Genomic DNA, 21,695 nt, shown 5'->3' on the forward strand with positions numbered 1-21,695 from the left:
ATGTCGTCGACCGCGTCGACCGCGTCGACAACAGCCCAGGGGCGCAGGGGTACAGCAGCAGCTGCGATGATGCTCATGCGGATCGGCTCCTAGTTGTTGATCCGTGGACCCCCGCGACACGGCGTTGCACCGCCGTTGCGCCCTTCGGGCGCTCGTCGTCGGGGGTCGCGCCGTCTTGGCGGCGCGGTGAGCGGGCAGGGAATCGCACCCCGGCCCCACCCCTGGGGCCCTCTATCCCGCTCTCGGGCTGCCGTGCGGCCAACCCCCCGCTCAAGACCTCGCCAGCGGAAAACCGCTGGCGAGAGGGTCATCTCGTCGTAATGACGGCAGGGGCGCCGCGGCCCGAAATTCAGTCCACTGTGGAGTTCTCAAGGAACGAGCGGCCATCCGACCTAAGCCCTCGCGGGCCGTATCAGAGCCGCCAAATGACGCTTGAAGTGCAGGTATAGCTAGCGCGACGACCTGATTTAGCGAACTAAACCAGCGGCGCACCGAAACCATAGGGCGACTCTCCACTTCGAGTCAACAGCCTTGAACTCATGCCGTTTAGTGAGGTAAACATGACCCCACGAAGGGAGGCACGAATGGAACAGGAACGGCTCGATGCGGCGACGTCCCCCTCACTGCAGGGGCAGATCGACGCGGCTTTCGACATCACGTTGTCCCAGTTGAAGGAGTTGTCCGACCCGCTGGAGCGGGCCAAGGCGGCCCATAGCCTCGTCAGCCGGGCGCAGGACTACGGGAACGAGTTCCAAGCCGTACGCAACGAGGCGATGAACGAGACCCTGCGGGTGGGAAAGCTGAACAGCACCCAGCTCGCGGCGGAGCTGGGCATCAGCAAGGGACGAGTGAGCCAGCTCGCCAAGGGAGCGCCGCCCGAGCGGCTCTTTCTCGGCTCTGGCAAGGTCATCGTGGCGCTTGCCGAGAAGCTGGAGGACGGCCGGCTCAAGGACGGCAGCGAAAAGCCGGTCCAGGGCCCCGTGATCGCCACGGAGGACGTCCAGACCTACGAGCACCTGCGGGAGCTGGCCGAGGAGGTCGGCCTGGAGATCACCTTCGAGCGGATTCCGCTGGGTGGCAACGTCCGGCTCAACCGCAACAACCTGGTGGTGATCTGCGGACCTCGTCTGTCCCCTCTGATCGAGCAGATCCTCGAAGGCGACCCTCACCTCCGGTTCGACAAGGACGAGGCGGGCTGGTTCCTCACCGACCGGAACACCGGCGAGATCTACCGCTCACCGATGGACCGCGGCGAGAACAGCGACATCGCGTACTTCAGCCGGCTCCCTCGCCCCGACGGTCAGGGCACCTTCCTCTACATCGCGGGCGTCCACGCCCGCGGCTCCGGCGGTGTCGTCCACTGGCTCAACCAGGAGCTGGCCAACGCCCACCGTGAGCTCAAGGCGAAGCGGTTCTCGACCCTCATCTCCAGCACGTTCGACCCCGACACGCTGGAGATCACCTCCAGCGAGCGCATCACGCCGTTCTACCGCCCGGAAGGGGCCTGACGTGCAGGTATCCATGGCATCGACCCACGGTGTGGGCGCCACGAACGAGGACACGGTCCACGTGAGCCCCACTGGTGTGGTCGTGCTGGACGGCCTGTCCGCCCCGAAGGATCTGCCCATGGGGTGCGTTCACGGCACCCCATGGTTCGTACGACAGCTCGGCACCACCCTGATCAACCTGATCGGCGACGACGAGGTATCCCTCCAGGACGCCCTCCGCAGCGCCATCACCGAGGTCAACGAGCTACACCGCGATACCTGTGACCTCGACCAGGAGGCGGTGCCGGCCTCGACCGTGGTGATGATCCGCGAGCGCGGCGACGTCCTCGACTACCTGGTGCTCTCCGACAACGTCCTGGTCCTGGACCTGGGGACGGACGGCATCAGCACGATCGTCGACAAGCGGGTGGAAGAGGTCGCAGCCAAGGAGATGCAGGCCGCCCTTCAGGGACCTACTGGGACGCCCGAGCACGCTGCCCGCGTGTCCCAGCTCGTCAGCGTCCAGCGACGTCTCCGGAACAAGCCAGGCGGCTACTGGGTCGCGGCCACCGACCCGGCCGCCGCCGCCGAAGCGATCACCGGCTCCGTGGAACTCGCGAGGGTGCAGCAGGCCGCATTGCTCACCGACGGCGCCAGCCGCCTCGTCGACTCTTTCGACGCTCTCACCTGGGAGGAGCTGCTCACGCTCCTGCGTACGGAGGGGCCGGCCGCGCTGATCGACCGCACCCGCGAAGCCGAACTCGCCGATCCAGTGGGCGAGAGGTGGCCCCGGTTCAAGCGCTCGGACGACGCCACCGCCGCGTACGTCAACAAGATCTCGTCCGTGCCGAAGGGCGAGGATTAGATGAGCGTCTACCTCATCGGCGCTGATGGCTCTCCGCTGGTGAAGATCGGGCACAGCCGGACGCCCGAACGTCGTCTTGCCGACCTGCAGGCTGGCTCTCCGCTGGCTCTATCCCTCCTCGCCACTTGGCCCGGCGGGCAGGAGACGGAGACTCGTCTTCACGCTCAGTTCGTCGAGGACCGGAGGCATGGCGAGTGGTTTGACCTTGGCGCGACGCCCGTCGAGCGAGTTGACGCGGCTCTGAAACAGCTCCGGAAGCCGAGCCCGGCTGCCGAACCGCTGACCCAGGCCCACCTCGACTGGTTCCCGGATGATCCACCAGCCGCCCCGACACACCCAGAAGTCGCAGGCTGCCCCCATGAAACCGAGGAGGGAGGAAGATGACCCGCGAAACGCGAACAGGCCCCCGCGGGGGCCTGCCGGTCGCGCTCGCCGGTTGTGGTGGTCGGCGGCGTCGGACCAAGCACCTGATGGGAGGTGCCTGCGATGCGTTGCAGGCTACGCGTACCCACTGACCGTGGGCCAGCGGGACACGGCGATACGCCGTCGACGCCCCGTTCTTCCCGCGTGGCGGGACGCTTCCGCCCGCAAGTTCTCTCCCGGAGAACGGGACCGGGGAGTATCCGCGCCCGGAACTCGGTACAACACGACGACGCCGTCCGGCACGATCGCCGGGTGCAACCACGCGTCATACCAGCTCATCACCGGTTTCGGAAACCGGCGGAAGGACTCCACCATGGTCGTCATGACCGCTCGCGCCCCGTAACGCCGAGGGCCGCCCCTGCGCCAACAGGAGCGGCCCTCGACCTTCACAACCTGACTCAGTCCACCGGCCCTGCAAGCCACAGCTCCTGAGTCGTACGTCGGCTGATGCCGGGCTCCCGACCCATCGGGCCCGGTCACCATCAGCAGGGTAACCGCCCAGACGGACTTCACGCAGCACCGCTCGCGTACCCGCCCAGTTACCTGGTGATGATCGCCGACGTGCGGCTCTCTACCCCCTCCGGAGAGATCGCACCCCATGCACTGTCCCCTCCCCGCCTCCGCGAAGTCCGCGCTGGTACCGTCTGCGGCCGCGTACGACGGCGCCGTGATCAAGGTCTGCCCGCCGCCCGCAGCCGGTGTCCGCTTCGCCACGTACACCACCGCATCCGTATCGGCCGCCGAGGCGGTGGCCCGATGACCCGCCAGCCGATCAACCCGAACGACCTCGACGAGACCCTTGAGGTCACCCTCGGCCGACGCGCCCCGTTCAGCCAGCTCGGCGACTGGGTGCTGTTCTCCGGCGTGGACTCCGACGCCCGGACCCTGTACTGGGGCCTGTCCGCCCACATCAACACCAGCGAGCGCAGCGACACCGAGGTCTGGCCGGGCCTGGCCACACTGGCGCGGATCCTCCAGTTGAAGAAGCCGGAGAACGTGTCGAAGTTCATGCTGCAGCTGGAAGTCATCGGCGCGATTGAGGTCGTGCGCACGATGGTCGGCCTGGTCCGCCGGAATCGGTACATCGTCCATCAGACACCGCCGGCCTCCCACACTGGCGCGCGATCGACGAGTGAGTGGTACGCACTCAACCGCGGCCCGAAGGGCGAGCTCCCCGAGGCCCGCAAGGAACGTGAGGCCCAGTTCGACCAGTGGCTGACGGCTGTCCGCACCGCCCTCAAGGCCCACTGCGACAAGGTCTCTAAGAGCCGCGCCGCCGCGAAGAAGGCGAAGGCCGCGATGCCGCCCATCGAACTGTTCGTGGCGCCGCACCTCTCCGACTTCCGTACCCCCTGCGCAGGGGGTACGGCACGACCTGCGGCGATTCAGAAAACCGCAGGTCAGCCCGTACCCCCTGCGCAGGGGGTACGTACCCCCTGCGCAGGGGGTCCCGTACCCCCTGCGCAGGGGGTTGAACGAGACCAACATCAACTAGACCAACCTCTCTCTCCCGTCCGGTCTGCCTCAGAGCATCTGGCCAACGCAGCTGAGGCCCAGGCTGGCAAGCGAGGAGAGAGGAAGTCGGCTTCGCCGAAAACCGCCGCCTTCCCTCCGTCTGCTGCTGATTCCTCGGTGACCGCTGTTGTCGAGGCGTGGGCTACTGGCATGAGGGCCGGGGGACGTCAGAGCCTGCCGAGGCGCGCGGCCGCCATCGCTGCGGAGGTGCCCGGCCTCGTTGCTGCTGGCCATCAGCTGGACCACCTGTGCCGGGTGGCCGAGTGGATGGGCCGGGCGAAGCCGACCTGGAAGGTGCTGGAGGACGCGCTGACCTGGCCCGAGGCTCCGCAGCCCGCGGTGCCTGGCCAGCGTCCCGGCCGTCCGGCGGGCCCGGCGCGGTGCGAGCAGCACCCGACCTTCGAGGCCGGTGACTGCCCTCGGTGCCGTATGGCCGAGCGCGACCGGCAGCAGCGCGGCGACTCTCAGCCCGCCTCCGTCGACGGCGCCGGGCTGCTGGCCCGGCTGCGTGCCGGTCAGTCCGTCTGACCCGATCGTTCCGCAAACGCCTGTGGCGGCCGCTCCCGCTAAGAACCGGCCGCCACAGAAGAACCTCACTAGGAGATCCGCATGTCTATCGTCGCACCCCACACCGCCCCTGACGACCAGGTCGGCCCCTCCCAGCACGGCTTCGACCGTGTCCCGCCGAACGACGTCGCCGCGGAGCAGTCCGTGCTCGGCGGCCAACTGCTGAGCAAGGACGCGATCGCCGACGTCCTCGACACCCCGCTGCAGCAGCGCGACTACTACCGTCCGGCGCACGAGACGATCCAGGCCGCGATCCTCTACCTGTACGGCAAGGGGGAGCCGGTCGACCCGATCACGGTTGCCGCGGAGCTGACCAAGCGCGGCGACATCGCCAAGGTCGGCGGCGCCTCCTACCTGCACGACCTGGTCCAGTCCGTGCCGACGGCGGCCAACGCGGAGTACTACGCCGAGATTGTCCATGAGCACGCGGTGCGCCGCCGCCTCATCGAGGCCAGCGTGCGGATCGCGCAGGCCGCCTACTCCGGCGAGGGCGAGATCGACGAGGTCCGCAGCACGGTGGAGGCCGAGGTCCTCGACGCCCTGGCGACCCGGGAGCAGTCCGCCGGCTACGCCTACGTCCGCGAGGACGTCCCGGGATTCTGGGACCGCCTGGATGCCCGGATGAAGGGCACGGGGACGATGGACGGTCTGCCCACCGGCTTCCTTGACCTCGATGCGCTGACCGGCGGCTTCAAGCCCGGCCAGCTCATCGTCGTCGGTGCTCGCCCGGCCATGGGCAAGTCGACCCTCGCCCTGGACTTCGCCCGCGCCGCCTCCCTCGCGAACGGCAAGACGGCGGCGTTCTTCTCACTGGAGATGGGCCGGGCGGAGATCACCAACCGGCTCTACAGCGCCGAGTGCCAGGTGGCCCTGCACCACATCACCGCGGGGACGGTCAGCGAGAGCGACCTGACGAAGATGGTCAACCGCACCCCCAGCATCGAGGCGGCGGACTTCATCGTCGACGACTCCCCGAACCTGACGTGCCTGGAGATCCGCTCCCGCGCCCGCAGGATCAAGCAGACCAAGGGAGGGCTGGACCTGCTGGTCGTGGACTACCTCCAGTTGATGCAGGGCGGCGGTTCCCGGCGGGCAGAGAGCCGCCAGCAGGAAGTCTCCGAGATGTCGCGGAACCTCAAGCTGCTGGCCAAGGAGCTGGAGATCCCGGTCATCGCGCTCTCCCAGCTCAACCGCGGGCCCGAGCAGCGGACCGAGAAGCGGCCGGTCCTCTCGGACCTGCGGGAGTCCGGGGCCATCGAGCAGGACGCGGACATGGTCATCCTGCTGCACCGCGAGGATGCCTACGAGAAGGAGTCCCCTCGCGCCGGCGAGGCCGATCTGATCGTCGCCAAGCACCGCAACGGGCCGACGGCCACGGTCACGGTGGCGTTCCAGGGGCATTACTCCCGGTTCGTGGACATGGCCGCCACCTGAAAATAGATCAAATATTCGAATATTCGAACCCTTTGAGGCTCCGTCGGGACACCGGCGGAGCCTCTTCGTGTACCTGCGCCGCCGCGGGCGGCCCGACCGAGACGAGGACGATGTGATCACCATCCATGGGGCGATGCTCGCCACCGAAGCCGACTTCCACGGGCCCGCGGGCTACCTGGCGCTGTGCGCGGTGGCCGGGTTGGAGCCGACCGCCGGGGGGTACGGCTTCCTCCTGGCGCTCGACGACGACGGCCGGCCGTACACGGCGGTCACCTGGGACGTCGACTACGTGCGGCTGCTGCTGTCCGTCATGGAGGCCGGGCAGGCGCGGGACATCGAGGTGCCCGCGGAGAAGATCCTCGGGCACATCCGCGAGTGGCCGTGGATGTGGGTCGGGGCCGCCGCGCCGCGCTCCCCGGCGGGGGAGTGACAGGGTCGGCCCGGCCGTGCGGGGCCTGGGAGACCGGCGTCGCGGTACGGGCGGAAGCGGCATGATGAGGCGGCGTGGCACAAGAGCAGCCGGAGAGCCGGCACCCGCAGATCCGCATCCATCGGTACGAGCAGGCCGTCGCTGTCAAATGGCCCGGTGAGGACCGGTGGTTCATGGCCTGGGGGGACGGCGAGGCGACCGCGGAGTGGCGGGACAACCCCAACGATTCCCTCGGCTTCGACAGGCTGTCTCCGCACGACGAGTGGATGGACCCCGTGGCGGAGCACCGCAAGGACGTGAGGCCCTGGACGGATGCGATCCGGCGGGACGTGGCGTCGATCCAGCGGCTTCTCGGGAGCCTGGAAGACCACCCCTGGGGCTGACGGGGCACCGTGCCGCGCGGCTGGTACCGGGGGCGGGAGCCGTCGGGCCGACCGGCGCCGAGCCACCGTCGTTCACCGGGCCGGCGGCGTGCGCAGGTAGGCGCGGGCGAAGCGGGCCGCCGGGCGGACGAGCGGCGCCGCACCGTCGACGTCGCCGAGGCGTTCGGCCTGTTCTTCGAGGGTGGCTGTGGTCTCCAGCCAGGCGGCGAGGGCGGTGGCGGCCGGCGGGTCGAGCGCGGCCATGTGGGCGGCCGCCGCCAGGGCGCGGGCGTGGGTGGCCCGGTCCGGGTTGCCCGGGTAGGCGAAGGAGGCCAGGGTGCCGCCGCCCACGGTGCCGTCGGGGGCGACGTCCTCCGGCAGGTAGCCGGCGAGGACGAGGGCGCCGTCGTCGTCCTGGTCCACTGTCCACCGTTCGTCGGGGGAGGCCGCGGCCTCGGTGGCGCGGCGCCGCAGTGCGGCCGCCGCCTCCCGCAGCAGTTCCGTCGTCACGGGGTTCTCCGGCCGTTCGCGTCACACATAGGCGTCACCGTGTGACGGCTGCTGAACGCGAGCGCCGGCGCCATGCCCGGGTCCGGCACCTCGGTGAGCACCAGCGGCTGTCCGACCGCTTGCGGGTTCCGAGGGGGGTGTCGGCGGCGTACCAGGTGTCGCCGCACTCGGGGCAGCGGAAGCGCGGCCACGGGTGGGGGCGTCCCTCGATGAGGGCCTGGAGCGCCTGGCCGCCGGCCTCGATCGCGGCCTCGCGGGCGCGGGACACCCGCCAGGCCCTGGTGCGGCAGGCCGGGCCGCAGTACCGGCGCGAGCGCCTGCTGCCGTCGGGCAGCTCGGTGCCGCACTGGTCGCACCGGCGGATGTGTCTCCTGCCCATGTCTCCAGCCTCCTCCCGTCCGCCGGCGGATGCCACGCCGGGCGCCCGCACGGCGGCCCGGCGCCCACCCGCCATTAACAGGCCCAGGCTGCCCGCGCCGAACCTGGGGTGTTGGGCGCGCGTCGCACCCAACACCCCAGGTCAGAGCACCCCTCACCCTCCCGGCGCCGCCTCGCGGGCGTGGCTCCCTGTGCAGAATGCGGCGTCGGTGACCGGCTGGGACTGCGAGGGAGAGCCCGGAGTCTGCAGGTCATGGACGCGCCAGGACCGGTGAGTAATGAGCGCCTAGGCCTGTTAATAGCTCTGGATGGGGCGGCGCCCCGGCACCCGCCAGGGTGCCGGGGCGCCGCGCGGGCCGTCCGCCCGTGAACACCTGCGGGTCACAGCAAACAGACGCGCTACGCGCGGCGACCACAAGAACAGAACCTCGCGCCCCTGAGAGGCCGCGTACGGCCCTCGGGGGCGATCAAGGCCCAAGCGGGTCCGGCGGGCGCCGCAGGCCCTCCTGGGCCCCGCTGGGCCCCTTCTCGGTCATGTTCTGCATGATCAGGAAGGAGGTGCCACCGCCGCGCGGCCGGTGTCACTCGAGAACGGCCGAGCCGAGGTGCGCGGACGGGCAGACACGCCCCGTCCGTGATTCGCGGACATAGGGCGTGGGGTGGCAGGCTGCCCGCCATGGCGAAGATCGACCCCGAGGTACGCGAGCAGCAGCTCCGCAACGCCCAGGACCTCCTCCGCGACCGTTACGGCGCCGGCCGTGCATGGCACGACCCCGTCCGCGCCATGCACGCGGTCCGCGCGGCCGCCGACGGTTACGGCCAGGCCGACGGCGCCGAACCGGCGGACGTACCGCTGGAGGACGTCCTCGCCGCCCTCACCCAGCTCGACCAGGCGCGCGCCGACCTCGACGTCCTGGAGCGCGACCTGACCCGCGCCGCCCGGTCCCGCGACGGCTCCTGGCAGCAGATCGCCACCGCCCTCGGACTCTCCTCCCGCACCAGCGCGGAATCCCGCGCCGTCCGCCTGGAGCGCGGCGCCGCCAGCCACGGTGCCGACCGCTACCCCGACCAGCTGCGCGCCGCCCGCGCCCGCGACCGCGCCGGTGACGACTGGTGCCGCGCCAACGAGCGCCGCCTGCGCGAAGCCGTCCACGACCTCGCCACGTTCAACGACACCTGGCCCGACCTCGCCCTCGCCGCGCCCGCCGTCGAGCTGACGAACTGGGCCGAGCACCTGGACGGCCCCGGCCTCGCCGCCCGGCTCCGCGGCCTGCGGCCCGTCCTCACCTTCGGCCCTCCGCCCAGCGCCGAGGCGTCACACCCTCTGACCGCCACCGCCCTCCACAATGAGGTCCTCGCGCTCCTCGACGAGCTGATCGCCGCGCGCCACGGCCTACCCGCCCCCGACTCCGGGCTGGGCGCCCAGCAGGGTTCCTGAGCTCTGCAGCCGGGCTACCAAAAGCCCCCGTCCGCGATTCGCGGACGGGGGCTTGATCGATTGACGCTTCCTGCCCTGTTGGCCCCGTTAGGGCCAACAGGGCCAACAGGCTTTGGCCTGGTCCCTTCGGTACACGGTCACGCCTCTTCTTTCCAGGCGTGGCCGCATTCGCCACAGCTCACGCGGGCGAGGTGCGGGTCCCTGTCGGAGCGCCACGACGTGAGGTCGTCACCGTTGCAGTCCAGGCAGCGGGGACGGTCACCGTAGTCCTCCGGGAGTCCGTGGCGGCGGAGCCATTCGCCCTCGTAGTCGTTGCGGCCAACGGCAGCGAAGGCCGCTCGCGCGTCGTTCACCTCGTCGTCCGTCATCTCAGTGGAGACCTTGTGTGCCCAGGTCTTGCCGGTGAGGTCCGGCCAGCGGTCTGCAGATCCCATACGTCCTCCGTAGGTGGTGGGCATTCAGGCCCAGTCGTTGCCTCCGGGCGTGGAGCCGGAGGCCCTGACGAACATCAGACCCATTAGGTCCAATAGGTCTGACAGTGGTTGGGCTGGCCTTTCGGTTAAAGCCAGCGGAAGGCATCGCGGACGTCGCTGGCGGCGGCCGAGAGGTTGTCGGCGTGCAGGCTCGCGTCGAATTCGTACGGGTCCTCCATCTCGCCCGTCACCGCGCAGGAGGCGGCGTCGAGGACGTCGGCGAAGGCGTTGTGCACGCCGGCCTGCTTGAGGGCCTCTACGACGTCGTCGTGGTCGGTGCCGCGGCGGATGGCGTCGGCGAGCAGGCGCAGGGCAGCGGCCGCGGCCGGGGCGAGGGCGTCGAGCGCCTCGTCGGCGGCGACGTTGCCGTGGCGGTCGGCGGCGGTCTCGACGGCGGCGATGCGGGCGATCTCGGTCACGATGGGCCTCCTGTGGGTGTCGAACTCCCTGCCCGACACCCACAAGAATGCCAACTCAAACTTGGCGCGTCAATACTGAGTTGGCCAACAAATATGCATCCACACTCAGGGGAGCCGGTTGTACTTGGCGAAATCGCCAGCCATGGCCTTGGCCTGCTCGGTGAGGCGGAGCGTTGCGTCCGCCAGTTGCACCGTGAGTTCCCGGGTGAGGTACTCCAGGGCGACCGGGTCCTTCCCGAGGTCCGCGTACTCGTGCGCTTCCTTGGCGGCCTTTCTGGCCTCGTGCGATGCCCTCCAGGAGGTGATCCGGCTGGCGCTGTAGTTGGCCTTGTCTCGGATCATCGCCGCCGCGAGGATGCGCAGGAACACCGCGCCTTCTGGCTCCTTCTCCTCATGATCAACCCATATGCCGACAGTGGCCGAATCGCCGCCAGAGGAGGTGAGGCCGCATCAGACCTGTTGGGGCTAACGGGTCTATGGCGCCGCCGGGCTCGCGGCGCGGTCGAGGGCACGCAGCAGCTCGGGGTCCCACCCGGTGCGGGGGATGTCGTAGGCGAGCAGTCCGGCATCCGCGAGGGCGCCCAGCTGCACCTGGTGCCGGACGCCGCCGCGCCACGCCTGCAGCAGGGCATGGCGGGCCCTGTCGCGGGCAGCGCGGCCGGCCGACGTGGAGGAGCGCAGGTCGGGCAGGGCGGCAAGTGCGCGGGCTGCCTGATCCAAGCGGGCCATGGCGAGGTCGGTGAAGCACCGATCGGGGCGCTGCGGGATGTAGTGCGAGTCGACATCGACGCCGCGGCGCAGCTGCTCCATGCGGGTCGGCAGCGGTGTCCAGCCCTCGGTACCGGCCAGCGCAGCGTTCACGGCGTCGACCGTCGCGGTGTAGGCACGGGCGACGCCGCGCGGGCGCAGTGGTGTGCCGGGTGGGCGGGGGCCGGGGCCGTCTTCGCCGCCGGCCCCGCCGTGGTTGGCTCGTACGGAGACCCATAGGGCGTCCGCGCCGCCGGTGACCGCGGTCATCAGCAGGCGGCGCACCAGGAGGTAGCGCTGCAGCGCGGCCTGGGTCGAGCGGCGCAGGGGGCACGCCTCGACGGTGACCGGGCTGCCGGGGCGTGCCCGCTGCGGACGGCGCACGATGCGGACCTCCTCCAGGGCAGGGGACAGGTCTTCCAGGCGCAGGGCGCACAGCTCGCCGACGCGGGCGCCGGTGTCGAGGACGACCGCGGCCATCGCGAGCATCCGGACGCGGCTGGAGATGTCGGGGGTGAGCAGGCCGCCGTCGACGGTCCAGTGGGTGCGGCGGCCGATGCGGTCGGCGACGGTCTGCAGGGATGCGCGCAGCTGCTCGCGGCGGGCGACGTCGACGGGCTCCTTGCCGGGGATCGTCTCCAGGGCGCGGAGGTGGATGACCGGCAGTCCGAGTTGCGCCTGGAGCAGGGCCATGACGCCGGAGCGGATCAGGGCGGTCGCCTCGGTGGTGGGCCGAACGCCGCCGCGGGCGCGCAGCTGGCCGGCGAGGGCCAGGCGCTCGTACTCCTGGAGGGAGTCCCGGCCGAGGATGTCCGCCAGGTCGTCGTCGGCGGTGTGCGGGTGGTCGGGGTGGTGCAGGGCGCGGATCAGCTCGCGGGCGTGGGCCCGGATCTGTCGGCAGCGGGCCTCGGAGGTGGCCGCCTGGCAAGCGCCGTCGACCGCCCGCCGGAGATCGGGCAGCTCGTCGAGGACGTCGGTCGTCATGCCCGCACGGTATCCAGGCCGCGCCGGCCGCACGGCCCGGGGCGCCCCTCTAGACCTGTTGGGCCTAACGCGCCTAACTGGTTATGACCTGCACAGAAGAAGGCCCCGCCGACGGTGCGGCGGGGCCTTCGAGGCGGATGCTCAGGCGATGGGCGGGCCCGTCTTGAGCCTGGCGTGCGGCCTGGGCGGGTACGGGCGGCCGCTGTTGTACTCCGCCTCCACCTCCGCGATGGCCGACTCGATCGCGGCCTCGACGAAGGACGACAGCGACAGGGGCGGGACGTCGACGTTGGGGTCGCGCTGGAGGCCGACGACGGTGTTGCGCAGCCGGTCGAGGAGGTCGTTGCGGACGTAGGCCGGCACCTTGCTCTTGCCGCCGGGGGGCCGTCCTCCTCCGATCAGGTTGCCGAGGATGCCGCTGCCACCGACCGAGCTGGGGCCGGGGTGCGCCGGGGGCTGATTGCCGGTCCCGTTTCCAGATCCGATCTTGGGCATCAGGCAGCTTCCTTCGCAGGCAGGAGGAGGTGGGCGAGCTGGGCGTAGTCGAGTGCGGTCGTGGCCTTCGGGTCCAGGGCCCGCAGGGGGAGCCCTCGCGCGGGGGCGGCCGCCGCCTTCACGTTGCGGCGGGCGGGCGCGACGATGGCGCCCGGGTAGTCCCGGCGGATCGTGGCGGCAATCTGCGGGACCAGGTTGCTCTTGTTCCAGTTCGTCATCACACCGGCCGCGACGACCAGATCGGGGTTCTCCACGTTCTGCACCCCCTCGATCGTCCGCTTCAGGTCAAGCAGCGCCTTCGCGTCCAGGGCGCTCACCTGCATCGGCAGGATGACCTGGTCGGCGGCCACCAGGCCGTTGATGCTCAGCTTCCCCAGCGCGGGCGGCGCGTCGATGATCGTGATGTCCACCGGCACCGTCGAGCGGCGGATGGCGGCGCGCAGCATCTGGTCGCGGGCGGCCCGGCCGTCGAACTCGACGTGCTTGAGGTCTTCGAAGGACGGTACGAGGTAGAGGCCCTTCACGGCCGTCTCGTACGTGCACTCGTCCAGGGGCTGGCGTCCGTAGAGGACGTCGGCGAGGGTGTAGCGCTCCTTCTCCGGGACGCCGTCGAAGTTCGGCAGCATCCAGGCCCGGGTGACCGAGGCGTCCTGCGGGTCGGCGTCGATGATGCGGACCGTGTAGCCCATCGCCACCCAGGCCGCCGCGAGCTCGACCGAGGTCGTGGTCTTGCCCGCGCCGCCCTTCTGATTGACCACCACATAGGTGCGGTGGCCAGCCAGGGGTGCCGGCGGGACCGTGTAGCCCGGCGGTACGTACATCTGCGGGCGGACGTCGTCGCGGTAGTTCAGCAGCTTCGCGATCGCGGCCTCGATCGCTTCCTGCGGCTCGTCCAGGAACGGGATCAGCTCGTCGATACGCCAGTCGCGTACGACGTCCAGCTGCGGGGAGGAGCTGGACAGCTGCTCCAGCACGGTCATGGACATACTGCTCCTCGTCGGCCGGACTCCGGGGCTCTACGGTTCACGCCCTGACCGTACCGCCCGAGGCCGCGCCGTCCTTTCCTGCCTCGGCATACCTGCAGGAAAACCGCTGTTCGGCCCGTTGGGTCCAACGGGTCAAACGTCCGCCCCTCCGAGCGGAGAGATACAGGCCAGAAATATTTAGTTGGCCACCTTTTACTTGCCACGCCAACTCTAACTTGGCATTCTCGGGGGAGTCGGTCGGCACCCCGCCGCCCCACCCCGATTGGAGACCTCGTGTTCTTCCGCAGGAACCGCACCGCGCCCGCGCCGGCCCCCGTGACCCCCACGGCTCCCAAGGCCGCGCCCGCCGAGTACATCGGCATCACCCTCGCCGAGTTGCAGGCCCTGGAGAAGGTCCTGCAGCACGGGGACACCATCAGGACCCGGGCCCGCCCGGACATGGCCCCCAGCACCGCCCGGACCCGCCTCATCGGCACCCTGTACGAGCGGGCGGGCACGGCCTCCGTGATCCAGTCCGACCCGGACGAGCTCCGCGTACCCCTGCACCACAGCGACTTCTTCCAGCTGGAGAACGCGCTCGTCGACATCGAGAGCTACCGCGGGTCCGCCGAGGTCGCGGCCCTGGCCCGCCGCCTCCTCAACCGATTCCGCTTCCTGCTCGGGCAGGCCCACGCCGTACAGCACCTCGGCGGCGTCCCCGCCTTCGTCCCGGAAACCCCGGCCCCGGCCACCACTGGCCTCCGGGAACTGCCGTAGCCATCTGATGGGCGGCCGAAATGCCAGGCGGCCGCCCATCAGACCTGTTGGAACCAACCAGGCCGCACGTCGGCCGTCAGCGTGAGGCAGAGGCCGCGGTCGACGAGCGGTTGGGCTACCTGGGGATGAACCCGGTCGCGGTCCTCGCCGAGTGACCTCCGCAGTCCGCCGTCGCCCCCAGGTTGGTCCTGTTGCCCCCAACAGGACCAACCTGGGGGCTTCCTTCCTTGCGGCTCCGGATCACCGGGCTTCGGCCTGTGTCCGCATCCGCGCCAGCAGGTCCGTCATCCCCGGGCCGTCCTCCCGCAACACCCTCATGACGTAGGCCAGGGCCGTGCGCGCGATCTCCTCGGGGGAGCCACCGCAGGCCGCCCAGCGCTCCACCGCGTCCACCAGCAGCCGCGAGACGCCCGCCACAGGATCCGCGACGATCTTCTGCTCGATCTTCGCCGCTTGCCTCGGGGTCCTCACCCGGTCGACACCGGCCGCCCGGAGCATCAAGGTCTCGGCGGACTGCGACAGCCACCTCGCCGTCAGCACGGCCAGGGCCGAGGTCTCCCGCTCGATGCGCCGTGCCACGGCGTCGTCGTCCCGGTGCACCGCCTCCAAGTACCTGAGCACCAGCCGCATCTCGGCCGCCTGCATCTGCCCCATGTGACATCCCCTCCTCGTACGGACCTCCGCAGTCTCTCCCACCCCGCCCGCACAGCAGGCGGCCACCCGAGGGCGAGCCGCTGACGGTGTACGGGAAACTGCTGTGATGGCTGACGGACGGAACCGGATGTGGCGGCGGGCGGCGGAGAGGGCCGACCAGATTGTCGGAGACAGGTGGCCCGCGACCAGCTGGGACGGGCGGGCGATCCGCGGGATCCTCACCGTCGTCCTCGCCGGGCTGGCCCCTCACCTCACCCGCGATCCGCACGAGGTGGACCCGGGGGCACTGCTGTGGCACCTGGATGTCGGCGGCGCGTCATGGGTGCGCGAGCTGGGCGACCTCCTGGAGCTGCACGGCGAGGCTGCGGAGGAGTGGGCGTGGCTGACGCGCCAGTGGCCGGCCGATCCTCCGGTGGCGAACGCGGGCGGGATGCCGGGCGGGCGCGGGATCGCCCGGGGGTCCGTGCGTTCCGCGGTGGAGATCTGCACGTCCTGGGCGACGTCCGCCGTCTCGCACGAGCTGGCCGCCGAGCGGCAGGGCTGGGCACCCGGGACCCGGGTGGAGGTGACGGCCGGAGAGCACGCGGGCCGCACCGGCGTCGTCCGCGGCGCGGCGTGGGTGCTGAACGACGAGCTGCGCAGCGTGCGCCCGGGGCCGCCATCGGGCTACCAGGTCCGCTTCGAAGGCTGCCCGGAAGACGCGACGGACTGGCCCGTGGTGCGCAGCGAGGACCTGGCGCCGCTCGGTTAGCCGGGTGCCTGCTGCCGCAGGGCGGTGGTGATGGCGATCTGCAGAGTGAGCCGGGCCCAGGCGGTGTCCGCGGGAGTCCAGGTGTGGCCGCACGGGCACAGGATGGCGGCCGGGTCACCCCACCGGCCTCTCAGGTGAAGGTCACGGTTAGCCGCACACGCGGGGCACGCCACCACCGTCCGCTCGGTGCCCGCAGAGCAGAACGCGCTGTCGCATCCGCACGGAGACTCGGCGACGACGAGGGTGCCGACGGGGACGTCCCATATGTCGTCCGGGCCGACCTCGGCCGGACGCTCGCCTCCGAGTGCGCGGATGCGCTCCGACCAGTCCACGGCCGCATGGTATCCGCGCGGCGCCGTCTGACAGCCGTCCGCGAACTGCGGACGGTGTCAGTCCGGCCGCCCCGACGCGATCGCCCCCAGCCCTGCCGCGCAGGCCCGCAGAGCGGCTTCGATCGCCATCACCTGCTGCACCAGCAGGTCCGGCACCTGCCCGGTCTCCCACTCCGCCCACGCCGCGGGGGACCCTGCCGCCACCCACAGCGCCTCGACGTCCTCGGCCGGCCCCACCATGGCGGCGCACATCCCCGCGTGTGCCTGCAGCACCAGGGCGAGCGGGTCGCCCGTCAGGTCGGCGGCGGCGCGGAGCCTATCCGTCATCGCCGCCAGGCGATACGCCCGCTGCAGCCAGCTCGGTGCCCCCGCCGACCCCGGGAGCGGGACCTGCGGGTAGTCGTGCACCTCGGCCTCGAGCAGCCCGCTGGAGCGGATCGCCGCCCGGTCCGCTGAGGTCGGACGCCAGCGAGCGGACAGCCACTCCGCCCGCAGCCGGTCCAGGGTGCGGGCGGCGGCGGTGCGGTGCTCGCCCCAGCCGCCCCGTACGACCGGCAGGTCGGGGTCGGCCCGCAGCGCCCGCGCCACGTACCCGACCGTGTCCGTCGCCCATGCCCCTCCTCGGACGCCGGGGCGTCCGCCCGCGCACGCCAGGGCGATGGCCCTCGCGGACTGCACGGTCCGGGCCGCCCGGTGCGCGGGGGGCAACTCGCCGTCCCGTCCCGGGTGAAGCGGCGGCGGCGGGGAGAGCAGGTGTGTCCCGTCGCGCTCGCACCGCGCGGCCACCGCGGTCAGCCGGATGTCCTCGACCGAGGTGGCCGTGTCCTCGGCGGTCCGCCAGATCGCCGTGGCCAACACCGTGTGTTCCCACAGCTTCACCTGGCCCAGCGGAGCGGAGGCGGCAGGCCGATGTACGGCGTCGTACCAGGCGTACAGCAGCCGCGTACGTACGAGCGCCCGCTGCCATTGCCCACCGGTGTCGGTCATCCCGGCACGGTACCTCCCGTGCCAAGCCCCAAACTTCGCCGCTCGCAACTCACAGCTCAGCCCTGGTAAGACCCATTAGGGCCAACAGGTCTTACCAGGGCGGCACCTGAGCGGCAGAAGGAGGTGAGGCCAGCCAAGCGTTGGCGTCCCAGCCGTCGGCGATCTGCACGTGACCGAGCACGTGCCAGCCTCGATCCGGCCAACGGAAAGGGTTTGCGTCAATCCCTCCGGACACAAACAGCCGGGGCCGGCCGGGCCGCTACAACAGGGGCACCGACGAGCGCGACCGCCCGTCCTTTCAGCTCATGGGGGAAGCCGCACATGCCGCAGTCCGGCCCGGCCGCCGAGCACGCCATCGCCGCCCTGATCCAGCACCGACGCGTCGTCGCCGACCTTCACCGTCAGATCAAACGCACGCGCATGGTCGAAGTCGCCCAGCTGGTGGGGTGGCTCGGGGTGCCGCTCCTCCTCCTGACACTCGCCACGGCGACCGCGCTCACCTGGCGCCGGTTCAACATGGCGCCCCTCAACATCGTCGGCCTCCTCGCCGGGGTCGCCCTGGCCGTCGGATGCACCGTCTTCATCGTCAAATTCGACACCAAGCAGCCCAAGTACGCGGAGGCTGATGACGGCCGGGTGGTGCGGCTGCGGGCCAAAACGTCCGAGGAACTGCGCCTCGACCTCGAACTTGCCGAGGAGGAACGGGTCCTGGCCGCATCGCAGGTCGCCCGCGCGGCCTTCGAGCGGCAGTACTCCTACCGGGAGGCCATTCCCCGGGAGATCGACCGGCTGCGTGCCGAGAGCGCGACCTACCGGCGCCGACACAACTGGCTCCAGTGGTCGCTGATCCTCTGCTCCGCGGCGATCCCCGCCGTCACCGCCCTCTACGACCCCCCGCAGCCCGGCAAGGGCATCCTCGTCGGCCTGGGCGCCGCCGTCTCCGTCATCACCTCGGTGATGGGCTACTTCAAGTTCAAGGAGCGCGGCTTCAACCTCCAGCAGACCGCCGACGCCATCGAGCAGCACACCACCGCGCTCGACCTGGCCATCACCAGGGACAGCAGGAAGTCGTGTAGCGCGGGGCGCCCCATCTCCAGCCTGGGAGGCACACCGAGCCTCACCAGGGCTGTTGTGCGGTCAGGTGAGGCCGGCGGAGGCGTTGTCGTCCCAGCCGTCGCCCCTGGGCGGGGCGGGCGCCGCATACCGGCCGGTGAGTGGGTCTCGGTAGCGGATCGTCAGGCCGAGGATCGTCGTGGGCGGTCGCTCGCGGTAGCTGGCGAAGGCGGTGCCGGGACCGACTGTGGTGCCCTCTCGCGTGTTGCAGGAGCTGCAGAGCCACCCGCGTACGAGGCCGGTTGCGTGGTCGTGGTCGAGGACGAGGCGCCGGTCGGTCGCCCCGCAGGTGGCGCAGCGGCCGGCCTGCCACGTCGCCAGGGCCTCGCTGTCGGTGTCCAGGGCATCCGCGGCTTCCTGGAGGAGTCCCATGACCATCTCGCTGTAGCCGGTGGTGTCGATGCCATCCCAGAAGCGGCGGTGAATCTCGTCCCTGCCCGGCCGCCCGGCGGGCCAGGACCAGCAGGCGGGCACCCTTGCTCCGGGCACGGTCCCCTCCGGGCTCGTCACAGGCCGATCCCGACGAGCGGGCTGTTCTTCACGCGGTCGACGTCGTCCATGTAGCGGGCGAGGACGCGGGAGCCGTCGGCCCATCCGCCCGCGCGGGCGATCTCCAGCGGGTCGTGCCCGGCGGCGCGGGCGGCGGTGGCGAAGCCGCGGCGCAGGGAGTGCCCGGACCAGTCGCCGGACAGGCCGGCGGCGTCGGCCAGGCGCTCGATGACCTCGGCGGCGGCCTCGGCCGTCATGCGGCCGGTCGGGTCGCCGATCGTGCGGCCGTTGCGGGTCATCGGCGGGGCGAGGCGGTCCCAGCGGTCGACGCGGACGAACAGCGGGCCCTGGTCGGTCCGTCCGGCGTCCGCGAGTGCGGCGAGGTAGGCGCGCAGCGCACGGACCGGGCAGGTGGCGGGGTCGGAGCCGTAGAGCACGGCGTTCGCGGTGTGCTTGCGGACCTTCTTGCGGTACACGGTCACGTCGTAGCCGTGCTCGGCCACGGTGGCGGCGGGGATGTCGAGGGCGGTGAGTTCGGAGACGCGGGCCGCCGTGGCGAAGCCGAGCAGCACCAGGGCGGCGTTGCGCTTCCCGGCGAGGGTGGTCCGGTCGAGGCCGGCGAGCATGGCGCGGATCTGCGTCGGCAGGGCCGCGGTCGCCTGCCGCGGCTGTGCGGCGGCCGCCTTCTGTTCGGCGAGCCGGTCGCGGTAGGCGTTCAGGACGGCGCGGGCGCCGCGCATGTTCGGCTTCGGGTGGCCCTGTTCCAGGTGCCAGGTGGTCACGGCGGACATGGCGCGCTCGATGGTCGGCGGTCCGGCCGGCCGGTTGGTACGCGGCCGCGGGGTGACGGTCAGGTGGCGCACCCACTCCGCCATCGTCTCGCCGGACGCCGGGACGGTCGTGCGGCCCTCCTGGAGGCACCAGGCGGCGAACGAGGCGCGGTCGGTGCGGTAGGCGCGGCGGGTGGAGGCGGCGGCGCTCGCCTCGATGGCGGCGACGGTCTCGGGGGAGAGGTGCCGGTCCCGGTCCGTGTGGACGTCCGGCGCGGCGGCGGGTGCGTCGTCGTTCACCAGTTCCGCGTCGACGACGCTGCCCGCAGCCAGGACGGCCAGTCCCCGACCCGTTGCACCCATGTGAGCCTCCCTCAGTTCTGACTCTAGAGAAGGAACATTATCAAGAGTCAGATAGCCATCGGGTCGGATAACGGAACGCGGTTATCCGATACGACCCCGCCGGACGGGCCGTTGTCCGCGGAACGCGGACGCGGGAGACCGTCGGCGCCGGCGCCGCCCGGAAAGGGCGGGGCGGCCCCGGCAACTGAGGGCATGTCAGGGCTACCCTGACACGATGACGACCGACACCCCGCCCGCCGGGTCCGCGCCGCTGCGCCTGTCCCCCCGCGACGAGGCCCGTCTCGCCTTCGCCGCGTCCGCCGACCTGCTCGCCGCGGCCGCCGACCGGGCCGTCCCCGTCCGCCCGTTCCCCGCCGGCGACCTGCTGCGCCAGGCCCTCGACCTGGTCCGCCGCGCCGAGCGCCTCGTCGACCAGGCCGTCGTCGCCGAGCGGGAGGCCGGCACCACCTGGGAGCAGATCGGCGCCGCGGCCGGCACCACCCGCCAGTCCGCCCACGAACGCTGGCACGGGGCCCTCCACGCCTGGGCCGCCACCGGCCGCGTCGCCTTCGCCAACGGCACCGACCCGTCCCTGCAGCACGCCCAGGACCTCGACCACCTCTACGCCCAGCGCCACTCGGACGAGCCGCACGCGGTCACCGCCGGACTCGACGCGACCCAGCCCCCCGGCTCCCAGGAGTACGAGGCCGCCCTGCGCACCCGCAGCGCCGCCCTCCACGCCCGCCTCGACGAGCTGCGGCGGGCCCGCCGCGACGCATACCCGGAATACGCCCAGCTCCAGAACGCGACCGACCGCGACGGGCTGCTGCAGCTCGCCGCGAACCGCGACGCCTCCGCCGACCGGAGCGACCTCGCCGCCGCCCTCTACGACGACCTCGTCACCGCCGAACCCGCCCTCGCGGAGGAGCACCGGGCCACCGCCGACCGCCTCCGCGCCAGGGCCGCCGACGCCCGCAGCCACGCCGCCGACGCCCGCCGGCGGGCCGAGGAGGCCCCCGCGTAGACCCCGCCGCACACCGCCTCCACGCCGTGCCGGGCCATCGCTCGGCACGGCATTCCGCTGCCCGCCGGCGGGCAGCGGGCCCCACCCCGCGGTGGCCGCAGCCACTCCATCGCCCGGCGTGGGCAGCGCGACCGCGAGTCGGCAGCCACAACAATGAGGCGGGCCGGCCATCGCGGCGGGCGTCGAGGGAACGGAGATACCGGTGACACCGACGGTCACGGACGGCAGGGCGGGCGAGCAGCTCGCCGAGGAGCTGCTGCACGGCGTGGGCAACGAGGGGATGCGGGCGGCGACCCGGCTGCTCGGCGCACACCGCAACGGGTACTGGTTGCGGCGGTTTCTGACCGAGCGGGACGCACAGCCGGATCCCCTGCAGTACGTCGACCGCAGCGGCACGCATCCCAGCGTGAACTGGATCGGCATCGCCCACCGCCTGATGAGCGAGTTCCCTCTCACCGACACCCCGCCGATCCAGGGCTCACGCAGCGAGCTGGCCATCCTGCGCCTCGCAACCTCGCTGACCGGGGCCGCGCCGCTCAACCTCAAGGCGGCGCTGGACGCCTTGGACGAGACGGAACTCCGTCTCGTCCAACAGGCGATCGCGGAGGCCGCTGCCGGCGAGGAAGGCTGACCGGTCCCGCTCCACGGAGGAAGGCACTACCCGCTACCGGCCTGCTCAGGCGCCTCCCCGGCCGCTAGCGGGGGTGCTACCGGTAGCGGCCCGAGGTGCTACCGGTAGCACCCGTCTCACCGGCAAGCACGCCCAGGAGCACGCCCCCCCCCGCGGCCACGTAGCTCTTCCACATCGCCGCCTCCGTCCCGGCGCAGCCGGACGACGACATTCCCCTTCGGCGGTTCCTCCCCGGATACGGCATATGACCAGCTGGATCGGGGTGGCGGACCGTGGCGGTTTCTGCGGGGGTGCCGGAATCGCTCCGACCGGGACGGGGCGAGCGGCAGACTT

At 71.6% G+C, this 21,695-nt stretch carries 26 protein-coding genes and 1 pseudogene; 14 read left to right on the forward strand and 13 right to left on the reverse strand.

The window, feature by feature from the left end; genetic code table 11:
- Positions 1–584 precede the first annotated feature (584 nt).
- The 8 genes from ACZ4M8_RS29295 to ACZ4M8_RS29330 all read left to right on the forward strand — a co-directional run bounded on the left by ACZ4M8_RS29295 (position 585) and on the right by ACZ4M8_RS29330 (position 7,104).
- On the forward strand, positions 585–1,508 hold the full coding sequence (locus tag ACZ4M8_RS29295; RefSeq protein WP_467612867.1) for a sigma-70 family RNA polymerase sigma factor: 924 nt from the start codon (positions 585–587) through the stop codon (positions 1,506–1,508).
- Positions 1,509–1,521: 13 nt separating this feature from the next.
- Positions 1,522–2,352 (forward strand): hypothetical protein, encoded by an 831-nt coding sequence (locus ACZ4M8_RS29300; RefSeq protein WP_467612870.1) that lies wholly within the window; start codon positions 1,522–1,524, stop codon positions 2,350–2,352.
- On the forward strand, positions 2,353–2,736 hold the full coding sequence (locus tag ACZ4M8_RS29305) for a GIY-YIG nuclease family protein (protein ID WP_467612873.1): 384 nt from the start codon (positions 2,353–2,355) through the stop codon (positions 2,734–2,736). It begins immediately after the preceding gene.
- A 637-nt stretch (positions 2,737–3,373) separates the two neighbouring features.
- Positions 3,374–3,535, forward strand: coding sequence for a hypothetical protein (locus ACZ4M8_RS29310; RefSeq protein WP_467612875.1), 162 nt, complete (start codon positions 3,374–3,376; stop codon positions 3,533–3,535).
- Positions 3,532–4,818 (forward strand): hypothetical protein, encoded by a 1,287-nt coding sequence (locus ACZ4M8_RS29315; protein ID WP_467612878.1) that lies wholly within the window; start codon positions 3,532–3,534, stop codon positions 4,816–4,818. The genes ACZ4M8_RS29310 and ACZ4M8_RS29315 overlap by 4 nt, the downstream gene beginning before the upstream one ends.
- Positions 4,819–4,899: 81 nt before the next feature.
- On the forward strand, positions 4,900–6,291 hold the full coding sequence (dnaB, locus tag ACZ4M8_RS29320; protein ID WP_467612880.1) for a replicative DNA helicase: 1,392 nt from the start codon (positions 4,900–4,902) through the stop codon (positions 6,289–6,291).
- A gap of 112 nt (positions 6,292–6,403) precedes the next feature.
- Positions 6,404–6,721, forward strand: a complete 318-nt coding sequence (locus ACZ4M8_RS29325) for a hypothetical protein (protein ID WP_467612883.1) — start codon at positions 6,404–6,406, stop codon at positions 6,719–6,721.
- Positions 6,722–6,795: 74 nt separating this feature from the next.
- Positions 6,796–7,104, forward strand: coding sequence for a hypothetical protein (locus tag ACZ4M8_RS29330; RefSeq protein ID WP_467612886.1), 309 nt, complete (start codon positions 6,796–6,798; stop codon positions 7,102–7,104).
- Positions 7,105–7,176: 72 nt separating this feature from the next.
- On the opposite strand, the gene ACZ4M8_RS29335 is transcribed toward ACZ4M8_RS29330, so the two are convergent.
- A complete protein-coding gene (locus ACZ4M8_RS29335; RefSeq protein ID WP_467612889.1) occupies positions 7,177–7,593 on the reverse strand; it encodes a hypothetical protein in 417 nt (138 codons plus the stop codon).
- 34 nt (positions 7,594–7,627) lie between these two features.
- A complete protein-coding gene (locus ACZ4M8_RS29340; protein ID WP_467612892.1) occupies positions 7,628–7,972 on the reverse strand; it encodes a hypothetical protein in 345 nt (114 codons plus the stop codon).
- A 675-nt stretch (positions 7,973–8,647) separates the two neighbouring features.
- Here ACZ4M8_RS29340 and ACZ4M8_RS29345 point away from each other — a divergent pair.
- Positions 8,648–9,409 (forward strand): hypothetical protein, encoded by a 762-nt coding sequence (locus ACZ4M8_RS29345; protein WP_467612895.1) that lies wholly within the window; start codon positions 8,648–8,650, stop codon positions 9,407–9,409.
- 137 nt (positions 9,410–9,546) lie between these two features.
- Here ACZ4M8_RS29345 and ACZ4M8_RS29350 read toward each other — a convergent pair whose 3' ends face one another.
- The 6 genes from ACZ4M8_RS29350 to ACZ4M8_RS29375 all read right to left on the reverse strand — a co-directional run bounded on the left by ACZ4M8_RS29350 (position 9,547) and on the right by ACZ4M8_RS29375 (position 13,513).
- On the reverse strand, positions 9,547–9,843 hold the full coding sequence (locus tag ACZ4M8_RS29350; RefSeq protein ID WP_467612898.1) for a hypothetical protein: 297 nt from the start codon (positions 9,841–9,843) through the stop codon (positions 9,547–9,549).
- A 125-nt stretch (positions 9,844–9,968) separates the two neighbouring features.
- The gene (locus ACZ4M8_RS29355; RefSeq protein WP_467612901.1) at positions 9,969–10,301 is read right to left on the reverse strand and encodes a hypothetical protein; all 333 of its coding nucleotides are present in this window, start codon (positions 10,299–10,301) and stop codon (positions 9,969–9,971) included.
- A gap of 105 nt (positions 10,302–10,406) precedes the next feature.
- Positions 10,407–10,670 carry a hypothetical protein gene (locus tag ACZ4M8_RS29360; RefSeq protein WP_467612904.1) on the reverse strand — a complete coding sequence of 88 codons (264 nt, stop codon included), beginning with the start codon at positions 10,668–10,670 and terminating at the stop codon, positions 10,407–10,409.
- Positions 10,671–10,775: 105 nt separating this feature from the next.
- Positions 10,776–12,032, reverse strand: coding sequence for a site-specific integrase (locus ACZ4M8_RS29365; protein WP_467612907.1), 1,257 nt, complete (start codon positions 12,030–12,032; stop codon positions 10,776–10,778).
- Between the two features lie 141 nt (positions 12,033–12,173).
- The gene (locus ACZ4M8_RS29370; protein ID WP_467612909.1) at positions 12,174–12,527 is read right to left on the reverse strand and encodes a hypothetical protein; all 354 of its coding nucleotides are present in this window, start codon (positions 12,525–12,527) and stop codon (positions 12,174–12,176) included.
- A complete protein-coding gene (locus ACZ4M8_RS29375) occupies positions 12,527–13,513 on the reverse strand; it encodes a ParA family protein (protein WP_467612912.1) in 987 nt (328 codons plus the stop codon). Before ACZ4M8_RS29375 ends, ACZ4M8_RS29370 begins: the two co-directional genes overlap by 1 nt.
- Before the next feature lie 273 nt (positions 13,514–13,786).
- Between ACZ4M8_RS29375 and ACZ4M8_RS29380 the strand changes: the two genes are divergently transcribed.
- Entirely contained in the window at positions 13,787–14,269 is a 483-nt protein-coding gene (locus tag ACZ4M8_RS29380; protein WP_467612915.1) for a hypothetical protein, read from the forward strand.
- A 240-nt stretch (positions 14,270–14,509) separates the two neighbouring features.
- On the opposite strand, the gene ACZ4M8_RS29385 is transcribed toward ACZ4M8_RS29380, so the two are convergent.
- Positions 14,510–14,923 (reverse strand): hypothetical protein, encoded by a 414-nt coding sequence (locus tag ACZ4M8_RS29385; protein ID WP_467612918.1) that lies wholly within the window; start codon positions 14,921–14,923, stop codon positions 14,510–14,512.
- 106 nt (positions 14,924–15,029) lie between these two features.
- On the opposite strand from ACZ4M8_RS29385, the gene ACZ4M8_RS29390 reads away from it, so the two are divergent.
- The gene (locus ACZ4M8_RS29390) at positions 15,030–15,674 is read left to right on the forward strand and encodes a hypothetical protein (RefSeq protein ID WP_467612921.1); all 645 of its coding nucleotides are present in this window, start codon (positions 15,030–15,032) and stop codon (positions 15,672–15,674) included.
- On the opposite strand, the gene ACZ4M8_RS29395 is transcribed toward ACZ4M8_RS29390, so the two are convergent.
- A complete protein-coding gene (locus tag ACZ4M8_RS29395; protein WP_467612924.1) occupies positions 15,671–16,006 on the reverse strand; it encodes a hypothetical protein in 336 nt (111 codons plus the stop codon). The genes ACZ4M8_RS29390 and ACZ4M8_RS29395 overlap by 4 nt on opposite strands.
- 57 nt (positions 16,007–16,063) lie before the next feature.
- Positions 16,064–16,993: a hypothetical protein gene (locus ACZ4M8_RS29400; RefSeq protein WP_467612927.1), complete on the reverse strand. Its 930-nt coding sequence runs from the start codon at positions 16,991–16,993 to the stop codon at positions 16,064–16,066.
- A 516-nt stretch (positions 16,994–17,509) separates the two neighbouring features.
- On the opposite strand from ACZ4M8_RS29400, the pseudogene ACZ4M8_RS29405 reads away from it, so the two are divergent.
- Positions 17,510–18,037 (forward strand): annotated as a pseudogene (locus ACZ4M8_RS29405) (DUF4231 domain-containing protein); the annotation flags it as partial.
- Between the two features lie 93 nt (positions 18,038–18,130).
- Here ACZ4M8_RS29405 and ACZ4M8_RS29410 read toward each other — a convergent pair.
- Together ACZ4M8_RS29410 and ACZ4M8_RS29415 are read right to left on the reverse strand one after the other, a co-directional pair.
- On the reverse strand, positions 18,131–18,700 hold the full coding sequence (locus ACZ4M8_RS29410; protein WP_467613031.1) for an endonuclease domain-containing protein: 570 nt from the start codon (positions 18,698–18,700) through the stop codon (positions 18,131–18,133).
- Complete coding sequence (locus tag ACZ4M8_RS29415) at positions 18,613–19,728, reverse strand: tyrosine-type recombinase/integrase (protein ID WP_467612930.1); 1,116 nt, start codon at positions 19,726–19,728, stop codon at positions 18,613–18,615. The genes ACZ4M8_RS29410 and ACZ4M8_RS29415 overlap by 88 nt, the downstream gene beginning before the upstream one ends.
- A 214-nt stretch (positions 19,729–19,942) precedes the next feature.
- Between ACZ4M8_RS29415 and ACZ4M8_RS29420 the strand changes: the two genes are divergently transcribed.
- On the forward strand, positions 19,943–20,731 hold the full coding sequence (locus ACZ4M8_RS29420; protein ID WP_467612933.1) for a hypothetical protein: 789 nt from the start codon (positions 19,943–19,945) through the stop codon (positions 20,729–20,731).
- A gap of 202 nt (positions 20,732–20,933) precedes the next feature.
- Positions 20,934–21,362 carry a hypothetical protein gene (locus tag ACZ4M8_RS29425; protein ID WP_467612935.1) on the forward strand — a complete coding sequence of 143 codons (429 nt, stop codon included), beginning with the start codon at positions 20,934–20,936 and terminating at the stop codon, positions 21,360–21,362.
- Positions 21,363–21,695: the final 333 nt, after the last annotated feature.

This window comes from Streptomyces sp. NPDC027185 (assembly GCF_055567035.1).